Below are 21,170 nucleotides of genomic sequence, written 5' to 3'. Positions count from 1 at the left end.
CGCGTGGCCCCCGGCCCTCAGCGCGCGAGCGCCTCGTCGATCAGCGCGATGACATTCTCGGTGCCCGTGCGGATGCCGGTGCGGGCGGCAGCGGCCCGCATCGCCGCACGGCGGGCGTCGTCGCGCAGCAGCGGCACGATGTCGTCGCGGACGCGGTCGGGCGTGAGGTCTGCGTCGGCGATGAGAATCGCCGCGCCCGCGCGCACGGCGGCGGCGGCATTGAGGCTCTGCTCGCCGTTTCCGACGGCGTAGGGAACGTAGACCGCGGGGATGCCGAGGGCGTTGATTTCGCTCACGGTCGCGGCCCCCGAGCGCGAGACGACGAGGTCGGCCAGCGCGAAGGCGAGGTCCATGCGGTCGACGTAGCGGACGACCGCATACCCGTCGACAGCGGGGTCGGGCAGATCGGAACCCTGTCCCGTCACGTGCAGCAGCTGCCAGCCGGCGTCGAGCACGTCACGCCACGCTCCCCCGAACGCCTCGTTGAGCCTCAGGGCGCCGAGCGACCCCCCGAAGACGAGAAGGGCCGGACGGGCGGCATCCAGTCCGAAGTGGGCGGCGGCTTCGGCGCGGGATGCCGTGGCGTCGAGGTCGACGATCTCGCGGCGAAGCGGCATCCCCACCTCTCGCGCACCCCGCAACGGTGTGCCGGCGAAGGCGACGCCGACGGCTGCGGCACGTCGCGCACCCAGGACGTTCGCCAGGCCCGGCTTCGCGTTCGCCTCGTGCACGACGAACGGCACCCGCTCGCGGCGCGCGGCGATGTAGGCGGGCGCGGCGGCGTACCCGCCGAAACCGATGACGACGTCGACGCCTCGGGCGCGGATGAGCCGGCGCACGTGCGCCACTGCCCGCAGGAAGCGGGTCGGAAACGCCGCGGCCGCACGGTCGGGGCGACGTGGGAACGGCACCTTCGCCACCGTGAGCAGTTCGTAGCCGCGCAGGGGCACGAGGCGCGACTCCAGCCCCTCGCGCGTGCCGAGGACGAGCACGTCGTCCGCGGCGTCGCGCGCACGGAGGCCGTCGGCGACGGCGAGGAGCGGGTTGACGTGCCCGGCGGTGCCGCCGCCGGCGAGGAGATAAGTCGTCACCGTACGACCCTAGCCAGGTCGCGGAGCTGGCCAGGTCGCGGGGCGGGGACGATCAGCTCCGTCGAGCCCGACGCCGGCCCGGCGTGCGCCGAGGCGCCTCGTCGGCGACCGCGCGGCGGTCGGGGAGCGTGCGCGCGCACGACAGCAGCACGCCGCACGCGATCAGCACCGACAGCAACGATGTTCCGCCCTGCGACATGAACGGCAGCGGCACGCCCAGAACGGGGAAGACGCGTAGCACGACGCCGATGTTGACCAGCGCCTGGCCGACGATCCAGAGCGTGATCGCCCCCGCGATGATGCGCACGAACGTGTCGTCGGTGCGGCGGATGATGCGGAACGCACCCACCGCGAACAGCGCGAACAGCACGAGCACGACGATGCACCCGATGAGGCCCAACTCTTCGCCGATGATGGCGAAGATGTAGTCGTTGGCCGCGGCCGGGAGCCAGTCGTACTTCTCTTTCGAATTCCCCAGGCCAAGACCGAACAGCCCGCCGCTCGCCAGGCCCCACACGCCGTGCAACGACTGGTAGCAGGTCGTGTAGTAACACGACGCGTCGTCGGGCACGAAGAGACTGCCGATGCGCTCCATGCGGTTCTCGCTGCCGATGGCCGACAACAGCACCACGACCACCGAGAGCACGGCCGGCACGATGAACATGCGCAGCTTGATTCCGGCGAAGAACAGCGCACCCAGCACGACCAGCACGAGGATCATGACCGTGCCGAGGTCTCTTCCGCCGAGCACGGTCCCGATGACCAGCACCGACACGGGTACGACCGGGATGAACACGTGCGCCCAGGAGGTGAGCAGGCGGCGTTTGCGGTACAGCACGGCGCCCATCCACAGCGCCACCGCGAGCTTCAGGAACTCGGCGGGCTGGAACTGGAAGCCGCCGATCGCCACCCAGTTGCGGTTGCCGTTCGCGGCGATGCCGAGCCCGGGCACGTACACGAGCAGCTGGAACGCCGTGGCGAAGATGAGGGCGGGCCAGGCGATCCTCTGCCAGAACCTCATGCGCGCACGGCTGAGGACGAACATCAGCGGGATGCCGACGATCGCGAACACGCTCTGCTTCATCACGTGGTCGAAGGGGCTCTGCCCCCCGTCCAGCGCAGAGGTCGCCGACAGCACCATGACCAGACCGAAGCCCGTCAGCAGCAACGCTGCCGAAGCGATCAGCAGGAACTCTGTCGACACCGGACGGAAAGCCCGCCCCAGCGAGACGCGAGCGATCAGCCCGCCCCGCTCGGGCTGGTCATCGGGGGCCTGCCGGGGAGGGGGCGCCGTCGTGGTCACGCGTGTCCCCCTCAGTCGTTCGGTCGAATCGCTCCGTCGCCCCGACCCGCGATCCACGCCCGCACCGCGTCGGCGAAGCGCTCGCCGCGGTCGGAGTAGGACGAGAACTGGTCGAAGGATGCCGCCGCGGGAGCCAGGAGCACGGTGTCTCCGTCCCGAGCCACACCCGCCGCCAGTTCGACGACCTGGGCCATGACGTCTTCAGTCTCGGTGTGGTCGACCTCGAACAGCGGCACCGCCGGGGCGTGTCGTGCGAACGCCGCGACGATGTCGCCGCGCTCGGTGCCGATCACGATCGCGGCGCGCACGGCGTCGCCCCGGGAGCGCACCAGTTCGCTCAGGTCGACACCCTTCAGCAGCCCTCCCACGACCCAGACGGCGCCGGGGTACGCGGCAAGCGAGGAGGCGGCCGCGTGCGGGTTGGTTGCCTTGGAATCATCGACCCACGTGACACCGGCGTGCGCGCCGACGACCTGGATGCGATGAGGGTCGAGGCGGAAGCGCTCGAGGGTGTCGTGGATGTGCGCCGGCGTCGCCCCGAGCGAGCGCGCGAGGGCGCTCGCGGCGAGGATGTTGGCCACGACGTGGGGGGCGGCGAGCCCGTGCGCGGCGAGGTCGGCGACCGTGGTGAGCTCCAGGGCCGAGGTGGCCCGCTCCTCGAGGAAGGCGCGATCGACCAGGATGCCGTCGACGACGCCGAGGTCGCTGGGGCCTGGGACGCCGAGATCGAAGCCGATGGCGCGCGCGCCCTCCATGACCTCGGCATCCTCCACCATCGTCCGGGTCGCGACGTCGGCCTTGTTGTAGACGCATGCCGCACGCGTGCGGGCGTAGACGCCGGCCTTCGCATCGCGGTAGGCGTCGGCGCCGCCGTGCCATTCGAGGTGGTCGTCGGCGAGGTTCAGGCACACCGCCGCGTGCGGTGACAGCGCGTCGGCACCGCTCTGCAGGTTGAGGTACCAGAGCTGGTGGCTCGACAGCTCGACGACCAGGGCGTCGAAGCCGCCCGGATCGCGCACGGCGTCGAGCACGGGGGTGCCGATGTTGCCGACGGGGGCGGCCCGGAAGCCGGCGGTGACCAGCATCTCGGCCGTCAGACGTGTCGTCGTGGTCTTGCCGTTGGTACCCGTGATCAGCACCCAGTCGGCGGGGCGCCCGTCGGCGCGCACGACCTTGTCGCGCAGGCGCCACGCGAGCTCCACGTCGCCCCACAGGGCGATGCCCTCCTCCTGCGTCCAACGGATGACCGGGTGGTGGGGCGCGAAGCCGGGGGAAGCGATGACGACTTCGGGCGCGAAGTCGACGAGGGCGGCGGGCACGGCATCCAGCGGGCCCTCGTACAGGTCGACGCCGAGCACGGGCAGGAGCCGTGCGTACTCGGCATCCGCCCGTTCCGTGGCGACGAGCACGACGGCGCCGAGTTCCGAGAGGGTGTCGGCGACCGAGAAACCCGTGACCGACAGGCCGAGCACGGCGACGCGCAGGCCCTTCCAGTCGGCGTGCCAGCTGGTGAGCGAGGAGAGGTCGGTCATACGCGTGAGAGCCATTCGACGTAGAAGAATCCGATGCCCGAGACGGCGAGGAGGCCGGCGATGATCCACATGCGCACGACGATCGTGACCTCGGGCCAGCCGCGCATCTCGAGGTGGTGGTGCAGCGGACTCATGAGGAACAGTCGCTTGCCCTTGGTGGCCTTGAAGTAGGCCCGCTGAAGGATCACCGAGCCCGAGGCGATGACGTACACGCCGGCGATCAGCACGAGCAGGATCTCGGTGCGGGTGAGGATCGCCATGGCGGCGATCACACCGCCGATGGCCATCGACCCGCAGTCGCCCATGAAGACCTTCGCCTTCGGGGCGTTCCACCAGAGGAATCCCACCAGTGCGCCGACGAACGCAGCCGACACGATCGCCAGATCGAACGGGTCACGCACGGCATAGCATCCTGCCTGCACCGCGGGATCGAGCACATCGGCGCACATCTGCTTGTTCTGCCAGAACGCCATAAGGCTGTAGGCGCCGACGACGAAGATGCCGGAGCCGGCGGCGAGACCGTCGAGCCCGTCGGCGACATTGACGGAATTGGATGCCGCCGTGCCGATGAACGAGATCCACGCCAGGTACAGGAGCCAGCCGAGCACGGGACCCAGGGCGAAGAGCGAGAGCACCTGTATGTCGCGGAAGACAGAGATGTACTCGGAGGCGGGTGTCTGGCCGAAGCTGTTGGGGAAGTTGAGGGCCACGACCGCGAAGGGGACCGTCACGATGATCTGCCCGGCGATCTTGCGCCAGCCCGACAGGCCCAGGCTGTTCTGGTGGCGCACCTTCATGTAGTCGTCGATGAAACCGACGACGCCGAATCCGAGCATCAGCCACAGCACCAGCAGCCCCGACAGCGTCGGCGGATTGTTACCGGCGTAGGACCCGATGAGGTAGCCGATCATCGTGCCGAGGATGAAGATCGTGCCACCCATGGTGGGCGTGCCGCGTTTGGCCCCGTGAGAGGGGTTGTGCACGTTCTCGGGCGTACGGATGACCTGACCCCAGCCCCACCGCCGGAACCATCGCAGGAACACCGGTGTGAGGAACAGGGTGAAGGCGAGCGAGATCGCCGCTGCTGTCAGAAGTGATCTCACGCGAACAAGTCTCCCAGACGGTCGCCGAGATGCCGGAGCCCCGCCGAGTTGGACGACTTCACCAGCACGCGGTCACCGTCGCGCAGTTCGGTCGAGAGGTAGTCGTAGGCGGCGTCGGCGTCGGCGAAGAAGACGGCCTCGCCGTCCCACGACCCCTGGGCGATGGCCTCGAGGTACATGCGGCGGGCCTCGGGACCGATGACGACGATGCGTTGGATGCGCAGGCGCACGGCCAGGAGCCCCACGCGGTCGTGCTCCTCGTCGGCGTACTCGCCCAGCTCGCTCATGGCCCCGAGCACGGCGACCGTGCGTTCGCCCGGACCGGTGATCTGCGCGAGGGTGCGGAGGGCTGCGGCCATCGAGTCGGGGCTGGCGTTGTAGGCGTCATTGATGATGCGGACACGGTCGGAACCCAGCGGCTGCATACGCCACCGCTCGGCGATCTCGACCGTCTCGAGGCGCGCGATGGCCTCAGCCGTCGATACACCCAGTGCGGTGGCGGCGGCGAGGGCGGCGAGGGCGTTCATGACATGGTGCTCGCCCAGCACGCGAAGCGTCAGGGTGTGCGCCTGCCCATCGACGAGCAGGTCGGCGCGTGTTCCGGATGCCGAGACCTCGACGTCGACGGCGCGTACCTCGGCGCGCTCGCTGCGGCCGAACCAGCGCACTCCCTGACCGCGCTCACGCGCGAGGGGCTCCATCGCGGCGACCCGCGGGTCGTCGACGTTGAGCACGGCGAGGCCCCCCTCGCGGGTGGCGCGCACGAGCTCGCTCTTGGCGTGGAAGGTCGACTCGATACCGCCGAACCCGCCGGCGTGGGCCATCCCGACCATCAGCACCACGCCGACATCGGGGGTGACGAGCCCCGCGAGGTGCGCGATCGCACCGGGGGCGCTCGCACCGAACTCGCTCACGAGGTAGCGGGTGGCATCCGTCACGCGGAGCATCGTCAGAGGAGCGCCGACCTCATTGTTGAACGACGCCCGCGGCGACACCGTCTCGCCCACGCCCTCGAGGATGCGCGCGAGCAGGTTCTTGGTGGTGGTCTTGCCGTTGGAACCCGTGATGCCGACGATCTTCAGCTCGCCCGCGGCCCGCACGCGGGCCACGACGTCGCGAGCGAGGTCGCTGAGGGCGGCCACGACATCGGGCACCACGATCTGGCTGACCTCGTCGTCGAGCTCGCGCTCGACGATCGCCAGGACCGCTCCACGCTCGACGGCGGTGCCGACGAACAGGTGACCGTCGGTGGTCTCGCCGGGCTTGGCGACGAAGATGTCACCGGGCGCGATCAGGCGGGAGTCGGTGTCGACCAGGCCCGAGACGAGGGTGTCGCCGGTGTCGCCGCCGCGCGCGACGAGACGACCGCCGAGCACGTCGGCGATGTGGGAGAGGCTGAGAGAGATCATTGGTGTGCGGACGCCCTTTCCGATGTCGCATTCGTTACCGAGACGAGACCGGTGAGCGGGTGTCTCAGCCGAACTTGGGCAGTTCGGGGGTCGTGGTTCCGGAGGGGATGACCCGGTAGGTCTTGAGGACCTGCGTCAGGGCCTTCTGGAACGCGGGCGCGGTGGCCGCCGACGATTTTACCGTCCGCGGTTCGTCGAGGTTGACCTCGACGACGTACTGCGGGTCGTCGGCGGGGGCGAAACCGATCATCGTGGTGAAGTAGGCGTCGGACTTGTACGCGCCCGTGTCCGGGTCGGTCTTCTCTCCGGTACCGGTCTTGATCGCCACGCGGTACCCGGGGATCGCGACCTGGTCGGCGAGCGTGCCCTGGGTCGCGACGTTCTCGAGCATCTGCGAGACCGTGTCGGCGGCGTTCTCCGACACGACCCGCTCGCCCTGGGCGTCGGGTACGTCGGTGACGGTGCCGTCGGCCGCGGTGCAACCTTCGACGAGGGTCAGCGGCATCCGCACTCCCCCGTTGGCGATGGTCTGGTAGGCGCCCGCGAGCTGGGGCACGGTGACGGCGAGACCCTGTCCGAAGGTGGTGTTGTAGAAGGTCTGCTTGTCCCATGCCGCGGGATCGCGCAGGATGCCGGACGACTCGCCGGGGAAGCCGACCGCCGTCTGCTGCGTCAGCCCGAATTTCTCGAGGTACGAGACGCGGGTGTCGAGCGGGATCATGTCGCCGAACTTCGAGATGCCGACGTTCGAGGAGTCGATGAGCACGCCCGTGAGGGTGTAGCGGTTCTCGGGGTGCGCGAACGAGTCGGAGACCCGCGCTCCGTCGCCGAACTCCTCGCGCGACGACGCCGTGACCGTGGTGTCGGAGGTGAAGGAACCGCTGTCGAGGCCGATGGCCGCCGTGATGGCCTTCATCGTCGATCCGGGCTCGTTCGGGTCTCCGAACGCGGCGCTGCCGCGGTCGGAGTCCGGCGTCGCGGTGGGGTCGTTGGGGTCGACCGTGGGGTACTCCGCCAGCGCCCGGATCTTGCCGGTCTTCGCCTCGACGACGGTGATCGTGCCGCGCAACGACCCGGTGTTCTGCACCTGTTCGGCGATGAGCTGGCCGAGGTACCACTGCAGGTCGCGGTCGATGGTGAGCTGGAGAGTGCCACCGTCGACGGCGGACTGGGTCACGGTCTCGGTGCCCGGGAGCACCACGCCGGAGGGGCTCTTCTGGAAGACCACCTTGCCGTTGGTGGATGCCAGGCACGAGTCATCCGCCGACTCCAGCCCTGCGAGCGCCTGGCCGTCGCTGCCGACGAAGCCGAGGAGATTCCCGCCGACGGCGCCGTCGGGGTACACCCGACCCGCTTGCGGGGGGAAGCTGAGGAAGGGTAGACCGAGGTCGGCGAGGGCGCGGTACTGCTCGGTCGAGACCGCCTTGGCGATGACCGCGTACTGCGAGTCGGGGTCGTCGGCCACGGCATCCGTCACGATCTTCTGCACGTCTCGCGTGTCTTGACCGAGGACGGAGCCGATGCGCGCGGCGAGCTCCGGCCACGCCGTCGTGACCTCGTTGCCGTCGTCGTCGTAGGTGGTCACGCCGTCGACGGCGAGGGACGGGTCGATCTGCACGTCGTAGCGGTTGATGCTCGTCGCCAGCGGCGTGCCGTTCGCGTCGACGATGGGGCCGCGCGAGGCGTACAGCGTGCGCGAGGACTGCAGACCCATCGAGAGCGAATCGTCGACGTGCTCGCGGGCGTTCACGACCTGGATGTCGATCAGTCGCACCACGAAGGCGACGAGCACGATCAGCACGACCGCGAGGGCGACGACGGTGCGACGCCGCGGGGATCGGGAGGTGGCTGTCGTCATGGCTCTCATCGTGTCGCGGGAGTGGGCAGACCGTCGCTGATCGGCGGGGGTGTCGCGGATCCGGCGTCCGGGGTCGTCGCCCCGGTCGGGGCCGTGGCCGCAGCCTCGGGGGCCGTGCCGCCGGTCTCGGTGGTCGCAGCCGTCGGATCGGTGACCAGCGGCACACCCGCGATGAGGGCGTTGCCGACCGAACCGCGGCCTTTGGCATCCACCGACGATGTCGTGTCGGCCGGCTTGTCGGAACCGACGACGGCACCGTCGCTCAGACGCAGGTAGGTGGGCGACTCGTCGATGACCATCCCGAGGGCGGCGGCGTTGGCGGCCAGATACTGCGGGGAGTTCAGGCCCGCCGTCTCGTCGAAGAGGATCTGCTTCTGGTAGGTCAGGTCGCGCTGCTGCTGCGTGAGCGAGGCGATCTCGAACGAGCTCTGCGTGGTCAGGATGCTGAGCCCCATCTGCGCGAGCACGATCATCAGGGCGCCCGAGACGGCGATGATGCCGAACAGCCGCCGCGGTACGCGCCGACGGGCGGGGGCCGGGACGACGGTGAGACGACGCTCGCGGACGGGCGTCGGGAAGTCGGGGAGGAAGTTGTCGACGACCCGGGGGTCGATGGCCGGGGATGCACTCATACGTCCTCCTGGATCCTCTCGGCCGCGCGCAGACGCACGGGGGTGGCACGGGGGTTGACCGCGCGTTCTTCGTCGCCCGCGAGCTCGGCTCCGCGCACGAGCAACCGAAACTTCGGCGCGTGTTCGGGCAGCTCTACGGGCAGTCCCCGGGGAGCGGTCGACGTCGACGCCGCCGCGAACTCGCGCTTGACCAGACGGTCTTCCAGCGACTGATACGACAGCACGACGATGCGCCCGCCGACGCCCAGGACACCGAGGGCGGCGGGAATGGTGCGTTCGAGCACCGACAGCTCGGCGTTGACCTCGATGCGCAGGGCCTGGAAGACGCGCTTGGCCGGGTGACGCTCGCGCAGCACGGCGGCCGGCGTCGCGGCCTGCAGCACGTCGACGAGCTGACCCGATCGCTCCAGCGGCTTCTCGGCGCGCGCGGCGATGATCGCGCGGGCGTATCGCCCGGCGAGCTTCTCTTCGCCGTAGCGCTCGAAGATCCGGCGCAGGTCGCCCTCGCCGTAGGTGGCGAGCACCTCGGCGGCGGTGACGCCCGTGGTCTGATCCATGCGCATGTCGAGGGGCGCGTCCTGCGCGTACGCGAAACCGCGCGCGGCTTCGTCGAGCTGAAGCGACGACACCCCGAGGTCGAACAGGATGCCGTCCACCTTCGACACTCCCGCCGATGCCACGGCCTCGGCGATCCCGTCGTAGACGGTGTGCACCAGGGTCACGCGGTCGCCGAACCGTGCGAGCCGCTCCCCCGCGATCCTCAGGGCGTCGGTGTCACGGTCGAGGCCGACGAGGCGCGCCTCGGGAAAACGCTCGAGGAAGGCCTCGGAGTGCCCGCCCATGCCGAGCGTGCCGTCGACGAAGACGGCACCGGGCTTGTGCAGAGCGGGCCCGAGCAGATCGGCGCAGCGCTCGAGCAGGACGGGGGTGTGGATGTCGCGGATGTCCATGATGACGGGCTCCGATCCTTCGGCTCTGATCCCCATCCGCATCGACCTGGCGCCGGGGAAGTGCGTCAGGGCGTGCGGCTGGGCATCACAGCCGGAGGGTCAGAACAATCCCGGGATCACCTCCTGCTCCATCTCGGCGTACGTGTCTTCGTTGCTCTCGGCGTAGGCGTTCCAGGCCTCCGCGTCCCAGATCTCGGCGTGGGCGCCGACGCCGGTGACGACGAGCTCGCGACCGAGCCCGGCATAACTACGGAGGGCCGGGGGAACGGTGATGCGGTTCTGGCTGTCGGGCTTCTCGGCGCTGGCCCCCGAGAGGAACATGCGCAGGAAGTCGCGGGCCTGCTTGTTGCTGAGCGGAGCCTCGCGGATCCGCTCGTGCACGCGCTCGAACTCCTCGGTGCTGAACACATAGAGGCAGCGGTCCTGCCCCCGGGTGATCACCACTCCGGCGCCGAGATCGTCGCGGAACTTCGCGGGCAGGATGACGCGCCCCTTGTCATCGAGCTTGGGAGTGTGCGTACCGAGCAGCATTCGGGCACCCACCCCCTTCGTCCGGCCTGCGAAGTTTCCCCCACTTTACTCCACTGGCCTCCACTTAGCTATCAAACGCGGCATCTTCCATCCGAAGTACCCGACGTGTACGGTGCAGGCCGCCCGTCGCAATGGCGTGCGAAATCCGCGGAATGACGGGGTTCACGGGGCCGGCGGAGTCCGCACGACGGCGCCCGTGGAGGGAAAGGGAGGGCCCGACCCCTTCCCTGTCCGCCGCGGGCCGGAACCGGCGGTGGCGGCGGCCAGGCCCCGGCGGCGACTCAGCGGGCCTGGACCCCGGGCCGGCGTGCTCGTGCCACGCCCCGGGCGCACGAAAAAGCACCGGCTCCGAAGAGCCGGTGCTTCACGAGAATTCGAGGAGGGTTACTGCCCCTCGTGGCGGCGGTCCCACCGTTCGTTCATGCGGTCCATGAACGACGAGCCCGAGGCGCGCGCTGCCCGGGGCTTGGCGCCACCAGAGCCTCCGGCGCTGGGGGCGGCGGCGACCGATCCGCGCGTGGGGGTCACCGCGAAGATCACACCGCCGACCATCAGGAGGAAACCGAGCACACCGATCGCGATGCCGAGGAAGCCCGTGTTGAAGCCGATCGACACGCCCACCACCAGGGCGCCGAGCCCGGCGAGCACCAGGATCGATCCGAGGACGATGTTGCGGTAGCTCAGGGCTCGACTGGGGGCAGTGACGACATCTGTGTCGTTACTCATGAGATGGCGCTCCATCTCATCCAGCAGACGCTGCTCCTGTTCGGACAGTGGCATGCATCCCCCTCTATTGTTCGGTGTGGACGATTCTACGTGGGGCGAGGATCACTAGGCTAGGCCCGTGCCGACCTCGCCGGAACCGATCGAAGCTGTTTCCCAGCGACTCGACAACTTCCTCACTGAACAACTATTGTACGCCGCCGCTCTCGGCCCGGAGGCGGAGATGCTCACGCGATCCGGCGCTTCCGCACTCCGCGGCGGAAAACGTCTGCGCGCGCGTTTCTGCCTCACCGGCTGGGGGGCCGTGCGACCGTCACCCGCCGGCTTCGACGACGCCGCCCTCGCCGTGGCCACCTCTCTCGAGATCTTTCACGCGGCCGCCCTCGTGCACGACGACCTCGTCGACAATTCCGACACCCGTCGCGGACAACCCGCGGCGCATCGCGCTCTGCAGAGCGCGCACCGGAACGCGGGCTGGACGGGCGACTCCGACACGTTCGGGCGCTCGGGGGCGATCCTGCTCGGCGACCTCCTCGTCGCGTGGAGCGACGACCTGCTCGAGGAGGGCCTGCGGGACTCGCCTACCGCCGACGCGACCCGGCGGGCATACGCGCAGATGCGCCGCGACGTCACCATCGGACAGTTCCTCGACGTGGCGGAAGAGTCCGCGTACACCGTCCACCCCGACGACACGCACGCCGAACGCGCCCTGCGTGTGGCCTCGTACAAGTCGGCGCGCTACAGCATCCAGCAGCCGCTGCAGATCGGTGCGGCGCTCGGCGGCGCGGCTCACGCGCAGAGCGACGCGCTGGGCCGGTTCGGCCACGACGTGGGCATGGCGTTCCAGCTGCGCGACGACGTGCTCGGGGTCTTCGGTGACAGCGCCGTGACGGGAAAGCCCGTGGGCGACGATCTGCGCGAGGGCAAGCGCACCGTGCTGGTGGCCTACGCCCGCGAAGCCGTCTCACCCCAGGAGCGTCGGGCGATCGATCAGCGGCTGGGCGACCCGGCTCTGGATGCCGAGCAGATCGGCATCCTGCAACGGACCATCGTCGACAGCGGCGCGCTCGCACGTACCGAGGAGCTCATCACCCACTACGCCCGTCGCGCCGACCTCGCGCTCGCTGAAGCACCGCTTCGAGCCGATGCGGTCGACGAGCTGCGGACGCTCGCCCGCGCGGCCACGGATCGCGCGGCCTGACCGGACGCCGGCGATGGCCGACGGCTCAGCGGTCGGCGCCGACGCCTCGCCGGCTCACGCAGGGGTCGGGCCTCGGTCTCTGCCGCCTCGACGACTCAGGCGAGGGTCGCGGCGACCCGACGCACCTCGCTCTTGCGTCCCGCACGCAGAGCCTCGATGGGTGCCACGCCGATGGTCTGCTCCGGCGTGAGCAACCAGTCGATGGTCTCGTCGGGGTCGAACCCGGCGTCGTGCAGCACGATGATCGTGCCGCGCAGCGCGGGCAGCGGGCGCCCCTCGGCGAGGAACACGGAGGGCACCTTGAACACACCGTCACGGCGGGATCCGACGAGGTAGTCCTCGTCGATCAGTCGACGCACGCGGCCGAGGGGCTCGTCGAGGAGCTCCACGAGGTCGGGGATCGTCAGCCAGTCGGTTTCGTAACGGGTCGTCTCGGTCACGGTGCAACTATCTCACCCTCCGCCGACGGCACGTCTCGGCGACGGTGTCGTCACTCGTGTCACATTCGTCACATGCGCCTCACACGTTGACATCCGTATCGCGGCATGCGAGCGTGGCGGGCAGTCTGACGAACGGAAATCCCCCCACCATGCGACGACTCCCCTTCCCTGCCCCGCCGACGACCCGACGCGTCGTCGCCGCTTGGCCCGCCGCCGTGGCGGGCACCATCGCCCTGAGCCTCGCCGGAGAAGGCGCGGCCCATGCGGCACCCCCGGCCCCGCCCCTCAGCTCCCTGCCGACCGCGCCGCTCAAGGTCCTTCCGGTGCTCACCGCCCTGACCGGCGCCGTCACCTACACCGTGCAGCCCGGCGACACCGTGTGGGGCATCGCCCGCGCCAACGGTCTCGACGTCGCCTCGGTGCAGGCGGCGAACGGACTCGGCCCCGACAGCGTCATCCGCCCCGGCCAGGTGCTCGCGCTGGGCGGCGCACCCGCCGCGCCCGCCGCTCCGACCCCGGCCCCCGCCCCGGCCCCCGCGGCCGTGACACACGAGGTGCAGCCCGGCGACACCATCTCGGCGATCGCGAGCGCCAACGGCGTCTCGCTCGATGCGGTCCTCAGCGCGAACGGCCTCACCCGCGCGTCGATCATCTATCCCGGCGACGTCCTGCAGATCCCCTCCGGCGCTCCCGCCGCAGCCCCCGCCGCCGTCGCCGCGGTCACCGCCCCCGGCCTCGACGCCGAGCAGTCCGACAACGCCCGGTTGATCATCCGCATCGGTCGAGAGCTCGGCGTCTCCGACCACGGCATCCGGATCGCCCTCGGCACCGCGATGCAGGAGTCGTGGCTACGCAACCTCGACTGGGGCGACCGCGACTCGCTCGGTCTCTTCCAGCAGCGTCCGAGCATGGGCTGGGGCACCCCCGAGCAGATCCGCGACCCCGACCGTGCGACGCGCGTGTTCTACGGCGGCCCGTCCGACCCCAACGGCTTCACGACGCGGGGCCTCCTCGACATCCCCGGCTGGGAGCAGATGGCCTACGCCGACGCGGCGCAGGCCGTTCAGATCTCGGCCTACCCCGACCGCTACGCGCAGTGGGAGCAGCCCGCCACCACGTGGCTCGCGGTTCTGGGCTGAGTCGCGGCCCACGGTGAGCCGTTGCCCGGGCTCACAGGGGCCGCTCCGTAGACTCGACCCGTGAGCACGAGTCAGCAGGCAGACCCGCTGATCGGCCGTCTCGTCGACGGCCGGTACCGGGTGCGCGCGCGCATCGCGCGCGGCGGCATGGCGACCGTGTACGTCGCCACCGACCTGCGGCTCGAGCGTCGGGTGGCGCTGAAGGTCATGCACGGCCACCTCAGTGACGACACCGTGTTCCAGAGCCGGTTCATCCAGGAGGCCCGCTCCGCCGCGCGTCTGAGCGATCCGCACGTGGTGAACGTGTTCGACCAGGGCCAGGACGGCGAGATGGCCTACCTGGTCATGGAGTACCTCCCCGGCATCACGCTGCGCGAACTCCTGCGCGAGCACCGGCGACTCACGATCGATCAGACCCTGACCATCATGGATGCCATCCTGTCGGGGCTCTCCGCCGCCCACCGCGCCGGCATCGTGCACCGCGACGTGAAACCCGAGAACGTGCTCCTCGCCGAGGACGGCCGCATCAAGATCGGCGACTTCGGCCTCGCGCGGGCGACGACCGCGAACACCGCCAGCGGCGCGCAGCTGATGGGCACCATCGCCTACCTCGCACCCGAACTCGTCACCCGCGGCACCGCCGACGCCCGCAGCGACATCTATTCGCTCGGCATCATGCTCTACGAGATGCTCACCGGCGAGCAGCCCTACAAGGGCGAGCAGCCCATGCAGATCGCCTACCAGCACGCGACGGACTCGGTCCCGCGTCCGAGCGTGAAGAACCCGTCGGTGCCCGAACAGCTCGACGAGCTCGTGCTCTGGGCCACCGAGCGCCGGCCCGATGACCGCCCGCTCGACGCCGGCACGATGCTCGAGCGCCTGCGCGCGATCGAGAAGGAGCTGGGGCTCGCCCCTCAGGTCGCCCGTGCCGTCGCCGTCGGCACCACCGGCGCTGCGAGCGCCGCCGAATCGCGCGAGCTCACCAAGGTGCTCCCCCAGACCGCGTCACTGCCCGTCGCCACCGCCGAAGAGCCCGACAACGCCGCGCGACTGCGCACCCGCACCCGCCGCCGCACCACCCGGGGCGTCTGGACTCTCGTGATCGTGCTGCTGCTGGCCGTCGGCGCGGCGGGTACCGGTTGGTACTTCGGCTCGGGCCCCGGATCCCTCGTGGCCGTCCCCGATGTGTCGCAGCGGAGCTTCGCCGACGCCGAGACGCTGCTGGCGACCAACCAGCTGCGCGCGCAGGCACAAGAGGTCAACGATCGCGACATCCCCGCGGGCACGACGGTGGGGTCCGACCCTTCGCCGGGTGCGCGCCTCGACAAGGACGCGCTCGTGACCGTGTACGTCTCCGTCGGCCCCGCCACGCACCAGATCCCCGCCCTCGCCGGCAAGAGCGCCGACGAGGTGAACGGCATCTTCGAGGCCGCGTTCGTCGGCGTCTCCGACGAGCCCGCGCGGGAATTCTCGGATGCCGGCGACGGCACCGTGCTGTCGGCATCCGTCATCCCCCGATCCGGCGGCGACGCCATCGGCTGCACCGACGGCTGCACCGTGTACGAGGGCGACGCGGCATCGCTGGTCGTGTCGCTCGGTCCTCTCCCCGACGTCTCCGGCGAGTCGCAGTCACGCGCCGAGCGCACGCTCGATGAGGCCGGCCTCTCCACCTCGATCTCGGAGCGGTACAGCGACAGCGTGGCATCCGGGGTCGTCATCGGCATCGGCGATCGCGACGGCGAGGGCAACTGGCGCCCCGGTGACACGGTGCCCTTGTTCGTGTCGATCGGACCGGAGCCGGTGGAGATCCCCGGAAACGTCGTGGGCATGACCATCCGCGAGGCGGTGACGGCACTCGAGGGGCTCGGGTTCGAGGTGAACGCGGGCATCGACGACGGCACCCTGCCTCTCGGCTTCACGTACTGGGACGTCTACAAGGTGCGGGCCACGAACCCCAAGGCGGGCGAGACCGCCCCCAAGGGCAGCACCATCACCCTGACGCCGACGCTGTAGCCGCCGCCCACCGGAGTCGCGGGCGACTCCGACCGGCTCAGTCGCGGCGGCTCTCCCCTCGGCTCGCTGAGATCGTCGAAGGGGTCGCCACCCGCCTCCCTCTCACCGGGGCCCCTCGAGCCCGTCAACGGGTTGGTCACCCGCACGAACGGCGACGCCCCCGACCACAGCGGATCGGGGGCGTCGGCCTGACGGCGGGGCCGGTCAGCGCTTCTCGAGCTCCTCGGCCACGAGGAAGGCCAATTCCAGGCTCTGACGGTGGTTCAGGCGGGGATCGCAGAGACTTTCGTAGCGGGTCGCGAGGGTGGCTTCGTCGATCTGCTCCGAACCGCCCAGGCACTCGGTCACGTCATCGCCGGTGAGTTCGACGTGGATGCCGCCGGGGTGCGTCCCCACCGATCGGTGGGCCTCGAAGAACCCGCGCACCTCGTCGACGACGTCGTCGAAGCGACGCGTCTTGTAGCCGGTGGGGGTGGTGATCCCGTTGCCGTGCATCGGGTCGGTCACCCACAAGGGCACGGCGCCGGAGTCGCGGACGGCCTCGAGCAGCGGAGGCAGCGCGTCGCGGATCTTGCCGGCGCCCATGCGCGTGATGAACGTCAGCCGGCCCGGCTCCCGCTCGGGGTCGAGCTTGTCGATGAGTGCGAGCGCCGTCTCGGGCGTGGTCGTGGGGCCGAGCTTCACGCCGATCGGGTTGCGGATCTTCGAGAAGTAGTCGACGTGCGCGCCGTCGAGTTCGCGCGTGCGCTCGCCGATCCACTGGAAGTGCGACGAGGTGTTGTAGGCGAGCCCCGTGCGCGAGTCGATACGCGTCATGGGGCGCTCGTAGTCCATGAGCAGACCCTCGTGACCGGTGTAGAACTCCACGCGCGTCAGCTCGTCGAAGTTCGCCCCGGCGGCCTCCATGAATTTGATGGCCCGATCGATCTCGGTGGCCATCGCCTCGTAGGCCTGATTGGCCGGGGTGCTTGCGAAGCCCTTGTTCCAGCTGTGGACCTCGCGGAGGTCGGCGAACCCGCCCTGCGTGAAAGCGCGGATGAGATTCAGGGTCGAGGCGGCCGTGTGGTAGCCCTTGAGCAGTCGCGCAGGATCGGCCCTGCGCGACGCCTCGGTGAAGTCGTAGCCGTTGACGATGTCGCCGCGGTACGCGGGCAGCGTCACGTCACCGCGCGTCTCGACGTCGCTCGAGCGCGGCTTGGCGAACTGGCCGGCCATGCGGCCCATCTTCACCACGGGCATCGAGGCGCCGTAGGTGAGTACGACCGCCATCTGGAGCACCGTCTTGATGCGGTTGCGGATCTGCTCGGCGGTCGCGCCGGCGAACGTCTCGGCGCAGTCACCGCCCTGCAGGAGGAATGCCTGACCTGCGGCGGCGCGCGCGAGACGGTCGCGGAGGTTGTCGACCTCGCCGGCGAAGACCAGCGGCGGGAGGGTCGCCAGCTCTGCGGATGCCGCGGCGACCGCGCCCTCGTCATACCACTGGGGCTGCTGCTTGATGGGCAGGGATCGCCAATGGTCGAGGTCGTGGAGCTGCTGATTCACTCCTGAAGTCTAGTGGCGGGACGCGGGCGTCTTCGCCGCCTGCGCCGTGGCCAGACGGTCCTTCACCGTCGAGGCGTAGACGTCTTCGTAACGCTGCTCTCCGAGGCGCTGGAGCGCCACCATGATCTCGTCGGTGACCGAGCGCAGCACGTAACGGTCGCCCTCCATGCCCTCGAACCGCGAGAAGTCCAACGGCTCGCCGATGACGATTCCGACCCGCCCGACACGTGGCAGGCGCTGACCGATCGGCATGACGGCACCGGTGTCGACCATGACGACCGGCACGACCGGCACGCGGGCCTCGAGCGCCATGCGGGCGATTCCCGTGCGGCCTCGGTAGAGGGTGCCGTCAGGGCTGCGGGTGCCCTCGGGGTAGATGCCGAGCAGTTCCCCACGGCCGAGCACGCCGAGGCCCGTGTTGAGCGAGGCCTCCGACGCCTTGCCGCCGGATCGGTCGATGGGCAGCTGCCCCGTCGCGGTGAAGAACATCCGCGTCGCCCAGCCCTTGATGCCCTTGCCGGTGAAGTAGTCGCTCTTGGCGAGGAACGCCATGCGACGGTCGATCATGAGCGGCAGGAAGATCGAATCGGAGAACGACAGATGGTTGCTGGCGAGGATCGCCGCCCCCTCGGTCGGGATGTTTCGCCGCCCCACCATCCACGGGCGGAAGATCGCTTTGATGACGGGCCCGATGACCACGTACTTCATCAGCCAGTAGAACATCGTCAGCGCTCCTTACCGGCGAGGTCGGCGACCCCGATGAGGCCGGCGTCGTTGCCCAGACGGGCGATGGCGAATTCGGCGACCGGACGCTCACCGTACCCCGGGAGCGACGTCTCGTAGGCGAGCTTCACCGGGGCGAGCAGGTCGGCGCCCAGCTGCGCGACGCCGCCGCCGATGACGAACAGCTCGGGATCGAGCACGGCCTGGAAGCCGCCGCACGCCTCGCCGAGAGCGGTGGCGACGCGGCGGAGGGCCTCGACCGCGCCCGGGTCGCCGGCGAGCACGAGTCGTGAGACGGCGGGCCCGGGGATGGCGCCCTTCTCTTCGCGGATCGCGGCCAGGGCCGCCCCGATTCCACCCTCGTCGGCGATCGCGTTCGCCTCACGCTGCAGGGCGCGACCCGAGGCGTACTGCTCCAGGCATCCGTTCTGCCCGCACCCGCAGGGGTGCCCGCCGCGCACGAAGCGCATGTGGCCGAGCTCGCCGCCGATGCCGTGGCCGCCGCGGAAGAGTTCACCCGCGCTGACGACGGCACCGCCGACGCCGGTGCCCATGGTGAGCATGACCATGTCGTGAACGCCCTGACCGGCCCCGAAGCGGTACTCGCCCCAGCCTGCGGCGTTGGCGTCGTTCTCGATCGTGACGGGTGCGTCGAGGCGTTGCTCGAGGCGGGCGCGCAACGGTTCGTCGCGCCAGTCGATGTTGGGGGCGTAGATGACGGTGCTGCGATCGAGGCTGATGAAGCCGGCCGCCGCGACACCGATCGCGTGGATGTCGTGCGCGCGGCGCAGGTGGTCGGCCATGTCGACCACGGCATCCACGAGGGCGGCGGGGTCGATGGGGGTGTCGACGCGGAGCTTCTCGATGATGGTGCCGTCGTCGTCGACGACGCCTCCCGCGATCTTCGTGCCCCCGATGTCGATGCCGACGTTCTGCACCGTGCTCCCTTCCGGGCCGACCGAGCGGCTCGGCCCGGTGAAGTCTAGCCATGCCGCGTGCGCGGCGCGGGACACCGCGTCCCGGTGTGGCCGGAAACCGTGCGGATAGACTCGACGCACCGCTCGACGTTCTTTCCGGTGCCGAAGGAGTTACCGTGATTCAGTTCGACCTCCCCCTCATCGTCCCCGCAGACCCGGATGCCAACGCGTCCGACCTGCTGGCCGACCGTGTTCGGGCGACCCCCGACCGTCCCCTGTTCGCCGTCCCCGATGCCGACGGCTGGCGTGACGTGACCGCTGCCGAATTCGAGCGTCAGGTGATCGTCCTGGCGAAGGGATTCGTCGCCGCGGGAGTGCAGCCGGGAGAGAAAGTCGCCTTCATCGCGCGCACGACGTACGACTGGACGCTCGTGGACTTCGCGCTGTTCTACGCCGGGGCCGTGATGGTGCCGGTGTACGAGACGAGCTCCCCCGCGCAGATCTCGTGGATCCTTGCGGATTCGGGCGCCATCGCCGTCGTGCTCGAGTCGGCCGACCATGCCGAGCGGCTCGACGAGGTGCGCAGCGACGTCCCCCTCGTGCGCGAGGTGTGGGCCATGCACGCGGGCGACCTCGACAGGCTCGTGGCGGGGGGTACGCACATCACCGACGAAGAGATCGAGCGGCGCCGTCACCTCGCGAAGGCGTCGGACGTGGCCACCCTCATCTACACCTCGGGCTCGACCGGGCGTCCCAAGGGCTGCGTGCTGGTGCACAGCAACTTCGTCGAGCTGGCGCGCAACTCGGCGAAGGCGTTGCACGAGGTCGTCGAGACGCAGGGGGCTTCCACGCTGCTCTTCATCACGACGGCTCACGTGTTCGCGCGGTTCATCTCGCTGTTGAACGTGCACGCCGGGGTGAAGACGGGCCACCAGCCCGACACGAAGCAGCTCCTTCCCGCGCTCGGCTCGTTCCAGCCGACGTTCCTCCTTGCCGTTCCGCGCGTGTTCGAGAAGGTGTACAACTCCGCCGAGCAGAAGGCCGAGGCGGGCGGCAAGGGCAAGATCTTCCGCGCGGCCGCGGACGCCGCGATCGAGCACTCGCAGCGCCTGCAGGACGGCAAGAAGATCCCGCTCGGACTCAAGCTCAAGTTCGCTCTCTTCGACAAGCTCGTCTACTCCAAGCTCCGGGATGCCATGGGTGGCCGCGTCGTCTACGCGGTGTCGGGATCCGCCCCGCTCGGCCCGCGTCTGGGTCACTTCTTCCGGAGCCTCGGCGTCGTCATCCTCGAGGGGTACGGCCTCACCGAGACCACCGCACCCGCCACGGTGAACCTGGCCACGAAGTCCAAGATCGGCACCGTCGGCCCCGTGCTGCCGGGCGTCGGCGTGCGGCTCGCCGACGACGGCGAGATCCAGGTACGCGGCATCAACGTCTTCCGCGAATACTGGCAGAACCCCGAGGCCACGGCCGAGGCGTTCGACGGCGAGTGGTTCAAGACCGGCGACATCGGAGCGTTCGACAACGACGGGTTCCTCACGATCACGGGTCGTAAGAAGGAGATCATCGTCACCGCCGGCGGCAAGAACGTCGCCCCCGCGGCTCTCGAGGATCCGATCCGCGCCAACCCGATCGTCGGACAGGTCGTCGTGGTGGGTGATCACAAGCCCTTCATCGCGGCGCTGGTGACCCTCGACTCCGAGATGCTGCCGACGTGGCTCGCCAACAACGGCCTTCCCTCCGACATGTCTCTCGCCGACGCTGCCGAGAACGACAAGGTACGCGCCGAGGTGCAGGGTGCCGTCGACCGCGCCAACACCCGGGTGTCGCGTGCGGAGTCGATCCGCAAGTTCACGATCCTCCCCACCGAGTGGACCGAGGCCAGCGGACACCTGACACCCAAGATGAGCATCAAGCGCAACGTCATCGTGTCCGACTACGCCGACGCCATCGAGGACCTCTACGCCGTGCCGGTGAACACGACAAACGTGTCGCTGCCCTGACGCGAACGACGACGGCCCGGTCCCCCCGCAGGGCCGGGCCGTTTCGTGTCACCAGACCAG

18 protein-coding genes are annotated in these 21,170 nt (G+C 69.9%); 4 read left to right on the top strand and 14 right to left on the bottom strand.

Annotation, left to right across the window (positions count from 1 at the left end):
• Window positions 1-17: 17 nt before the first annotated feature.
• The 10 genes from ACXKZF_RS06045 to ACXKZF_RS06000 form a co-directional block, all read right to left on the bottom strand.
• Window positions 18-1,091, bottom strand: coding sequence for a UDP-N-acetylglucosamine--N-acetylmuramyl-(pentapeptide) pyrophosphoryl-undecaprenol N-acetylglucosamine transferase (locus ACXKZF_RS06045; RefSeq protein WP_243222664.1), 1,074 nt, complete (start codon window positions 1,089-1,091; stop codon window positions 18-20).
• A 52-nt stretch (window positions 1,092-1,143) separates the two neighbouring features.
• Window positions 1,144-2,394 (bottom strand): putative lipid II flippase FtsW, encoded by a 1,251-nt coding sequence (ftsW, locus tag ACXKZF_RS06040; RefSeq protein ID WP_488985693.1) that lies wholly within the window; start codon window positions 2,392-2,394, stop codon window positions 1,144-1,146.
• A gap of 11 nt (window positions 2,395-2,405) precedes the next feature.
• A complete protein-coding gene (gene murD, locus ACXKZF_RS06035) occupies window positions 2,406-3,941 on the bottom strand; it encodes a UDP-N-acetylmuramoyl-L-alanine--D-glutamate ligase (protein ID WP_488985692.1) in 1,536 nt (511 codons plus the stop codon).
• Window positions 3,923-5,029 (bottom strand): phospho-N-acetylmuramoyl-pentapeptide-transferase, encoded by a 1,107-nt coding sequence (mraY, locus tag ACXKZF_RS06030; protein ID WP_243222662.1) that lies wholly within the window; start codon window positions 5,027-5,029, stop codon window positions 3,923-3,925. The genes murD and mraY overlap by 19 nt, the downstream gene beginning before the upstream one ends.
• Complete coding sequence (locus ACXKZF_RS06025; protein WP_488985691.1) at window positions 5,026-6,438, bottom strand: UDP-N-acetylmuramoyl-tripeptide--D-alanyl-D-alanine ligase; 1,413 nt, start codon at window positions 6,436-6,438, stop codon at window positions 5,026-5,028. The genes mraY and ACXKZF_RS06025 overlap by 4 nt, the downstream gene beginning before the upstream one ends.
• A gap of 64 nt (window positions 6,439-6,502) precedes the next feature.
• Window positions 6,503-8,296, bottom strand: coding sequence for a peptidoglycan D,D-transpeptidase FtsI family protein (locus ACXKZF_RS06020; protein ID WP_488985690.1), 1,794 nt, complete (start codon window positions 8,294-8,296; stop codon window positions 6,503-6,505).
• A 5-nt stretch (window positions 8,297-8,301) separates the two neighbouring features.
• Window positions 8,302-8,928: a cell division protein FtsL gene (ftsL, locus tag ACXKZF_RS06015; RefSeq protein WP_488985689.1), complete on the bottom strand. Its 627-nt coding sequence runs from the start codon at window positions 8,926-8,928 to the stop codon at window positions 8,302-8,304.
• Window positions 8,925-9,878: a 16S rRNA (cytosine(1402)-N(4))-methyltransferase RsmH gene (rsmH, locus tag ACXKZF_RS06010; protein WP_200936122.1), complete on the bottom strand. Its 954-nt coding sequence runs from the start codon at window positions 9,876-9,878 to the stop codon at window positions 8,925-8,927. Before rsmH ends, ftsL begins: the two co-directional genes overlap by 4 nt.
• A gap of 99 nt (window positions 9,879-9,977) precedes the next feature.
• A complete protein-coding gene (gene mraZ, locus ACXKZF_RS06005) occupies window positions 9,978-10,409 on the bottom strand; it encodes a division/cell wall cluster transcriptional repressor MraZ (RefSeq protein ID WP_055957500.1) in 432 nt (143 codons plus the stop codon).
• Between the two features lie 384 nt (window positions 10,410-10,793).
• Window positions 10,794-11,189: a DUF3040 domain-containing protein gene (locus tag ACXKZF_RS06000; protein WP_488985688.1), complete on the bottom strand. Its 396-nt coding sequence runs from the start codon at window positions 11,187-11,189 to the stop codon at window positions 10,794-10,796.
• Between the two features lie 64 nt (window positions 11,190-11,253).
• Here ACXKZF_RS06000 and ACXKZF_RS05995 point away from each other — a divergent pair, with 64 nt between their 5' ends.
• Window positions 11,254-12,333, top strand: coding sequence for a polyprenyl synthetase family protein (locus ACXKZF_RS05995; RefSeq protein WP_488985687.1), 1,080 nt, complete (start codon window positions 11,254-11,256; stop codon window positions 12,331-12,333).
• Window positions 12,334-12,428: 95 nt separating this feature from the next.
• On the opposite strand, the gene ACXKZF_RS05990 is transcribed toward ACXKZF_RS05995, so the two are convergent.
• Complete coding sequence (locus ACXKZF_RS05990) at window positions 12,429-12,773, bottom strand: Rv2175c family DNA-binding protein (RefSeq protein WP_314454118.1); 345 nt, start codon at window positions 12,771-12,773, stop codon at window positions 12,429-12,431.
• Window positions 12,774-12,922: 149 nt separating this feature from the next.
• On the opposite strand from ACXKZF_RS05990, the gene ACXKZF_RS05985 reads away from it, so the two are divergent.
• Entirely contained in the window at window positions 12,923-13,912 is a 990-nt protein-coding gene (locus tag ACXKZF_RS05985; protein WP_488985686.1) for a LysM peptidoglycan-binding domain-containing protein, read from the top strand.
• Window positions 13,913-13,972: 60 nt separating this feature from the next.
• The gene (gene pknB, locus ACXKZF_RS05980) at window positions 13,973-15,925 is read left to right on the top strand and encodes a Stk1 family PASTA domain-containing Ser/Thr kinase (protein ID WP_055957518.1); all 1,953 of its coding nucleotides are present in this window, start codon (window positions 13,973-13,975) and stop codon (window positions 15,923-15,925) included.
• A gap of 204 nt (window positions 15,926-16,129) precedes the next feature.
• Here the strand turns inward: pknB and ACXKZF_RS05975 are convergent, their stop codons facing one another.
• The 3 genes from ACXKZF_RS05975 to ACXKZF_RS05965 are packed head-to-tail and all read right to left on the bottom strand — an operon-like array spanning window position 16,130 to window position 19,128.
• Window positions 16,130-17,467, bottom strand: coding sequence for a class II 3-deoxy-7-phosphoheptulonate synthase (locus ACXKZF_RS05975; RefSeq protein ID WP_243222654.1), 1,338 nt, complete (start codon window positions 17,465-17,467; stop codon window positions 16,130-16,132).
• A gap of 9 nt (window positions 17,468-17,476) precedes the next feature.
• Window positions 17,477-18,190, bottom strand: coding sequence for a lysophospholipid acyltransferase family protein (locus tag ACXKZF_RS05970; protein ID WP_055957524.1), 714 nt, complete (start codon window positions 18,188-18,190; stop codon window positions 17,477-17,479).
• Between the two features lie 2 nt (window positions 18,191-18,192).
• On the bottom strand, window positions 18,193-19,128 hold the full coding sequence (locus tag ACXKZF_RS05965; protein ID WP_055957527.1) for an ROK family glucokinase: 936 nt from the start codon (window positions 19,126-19,128) through the stop codon (window positions 18,193-18,195).
• A gap of 155 nt (window positions 19,129-19,283) precedes the next feature.
• Between ACXKZF_RS05965 and ACXKZF_RS05960 the strand changes: the two genes are divergently transcribed.
• Window positions 19,284-21,110: an AMP-dependent synthetase/ligase gene (locus tag ACXKZF_RS05960; protein ID WP_243222653.1), complete on the top strand. Its 1,827-nt coding sequence runs from the start codon at window positions 19,284-19,286 to the stop codon at window positions 21,108-21,110.
• Window positions 21,111-21,170 lie beyond the last annotated feature (60 nt).

This window comes from Microbacterium sp. ABR10, assembly GCF_057812175.1.
This window is presented reverse-complemented; position numbering and strand designations above follow the sequence as displayed.

Excerpts from the sequence above, each read along its gene's own strand:
- murD (WP_488985692.1), bottom strand. The coding sequence starts at position 3,941 with ATGGCTCTCACGCGTATGACCGACCTCTCCTCGCTCACCAGCTGGCAC.
- ACXKZF_RS06025 (WP_488985691.1), bottom strand. The coding sequence starts at position 6,438 with ATGATCTCTCTCAGCCTCTCCCACATCGCCGACGTGCTCGGCGGTCGT.
- ACXKZF_RS06020 (WP_488985690.1), bottom strand. The coding sequence starts at position 8,296 with ATGACGACAGCCACCTCCCGATCCCCGCGGCGTCGCACCGTCGTCGCC.
- ftsL (WP_488985689.1), bottom strand. The coding sequence starts at position 8,928 with ATGAGTGCATCCCCGGCCATCGACCCCCGGGTCGTCGACAACTTCCTC.
- rsmH (WP_200936122.1), bottom strand. The coding sequence starts at position 9,878 with ATGGACATCCGCGACATCCACACCCCCGTCCTGCTCGAGCGCTGCGCC.
- mraZ (WP_055957500.1), bottom strand. The coding sequence starts at position 10,409 with ATGCTGCTCGGTACGCACACTCCCAAGCTCGATGACAAGGGGCGCGTC.
- ACXKZF_RS06000 (WP_488985688.1), bottom strand. The coding sequence starts at position 11,189 with ATGCCACTGTCCGAACAGGAGCAGCGTCTGCTGGATGAGATGGAGCGC.
- ACXKZF_RS05985 (WP_488985686.1), top strand. The coding sequence starts at position 12,923 with ATGCGACGACTCCCCTTCCCTGCCCCGCCGACGACCCGACGCGTCGTC.
- ACXKZF_RS05970 (WP_055957524.1), bottom strand. The coding sequence starts at position 18,190 with ATGTTCTACTGGCTGATGAAGTACGTGGTCATCGGGCCCGTCATCAAA.